Below are 671 nucleotides of genomic sequence, written 5' to 3' on the forward strand. Positions count from 1 at the left end.
CGACGCGCCCGCCGTTGTCGATTCCGCGTTCGCCCTGATGCACCAAGGCTTCGCAACCCTGTTTTCCTCGACGTGCTTCGTATAACGCATAATTTTTTCCCAGACGCGGTTTTGAGCCGTAAGACGCGAGCTCCTCACTTCCTACTTCGACTGATCGTCGTTCTTCTTGCAACTCTCGCGCGCCTTCTTGCAGCTGTTGTCGAAGGGCTTAATCTTCAGCATATGAGCTTGAGACGCGTATCCGCCTACCGCCGCCACAATGATGCCGAGCATAAAGACGCTTTTAGATATAACCGCATCAAGACCATTTAGCGCCGAGCCGACAACCATGCCAATACCAGCAACCACAAGCATCCCTCTAACCCACTCCTTCAAATTCCCATCCTCGATCAGCTTCATCTAACTCACCTATTGATCTGATTCTTTACCTGCTCAGCCGCCGCCGAATTCTTCCAAAGCTCAAGAACCTCGTTAATGAGTGGGCTGTAGAAAGGCAGCCGATCCATAACGGGCTTTGCAGCCATATCAGTCGAAAAAACCACTGTGAACGCTCCAAGATCTGGTCGAAGAACCTGCTCAATTGCGCTTGCACCAAGGCCAACCGCTGATGCCGTAGTTCCCACTGTGGCGGCGGCCTGACCAGCACCAGGGATCACTGACATTGCACCGGC

General features: G+C 53.2%; 2 protein-coding genes. Both read right to left on the reverse strand.

Going from position 1 to position 671, the window contains the following annotated elements; all coding sequences use genetic code 11:
- Positions 1-141: 141 nt before the first annotated feature.
- Positions 142-399, reverse strand: a complete 258-nt coding sequence (locus LIG30_RS02365) for a hypothetical protein (protein WP_038709342.1) — start codon at positions 397-399, stop codon at positions 142-144.
- Between the two features lie 5 nt (positions 400-404).
- The coding region (locus LIG30_RS27090) for a hypothetical protein (RefSeq protein WP_235510145.1) at positions 405-671 on the reverse strand (267 nt) is incomplete at its 5' end.

Source organism: Burkholderia sp. lig30, from assembly GCF_000687455.2.
Classification (GTDB): domain Bacteria; phylum Pseudomonadota; class Gammaproteobacteria; order Burkholderiales; family Burkholderiaceae; genus Burkholderia.

What these genes read in the sequence shown, in the direction of transcription:
- LIG30_RS02365 (WP_038709342.1), bottom strand. Translation starts at nt 399, where the DNA reads ATGAAGCTGATCGAGGATGGGAATTTGAAGGAGTGGGTTAGAGGGATG.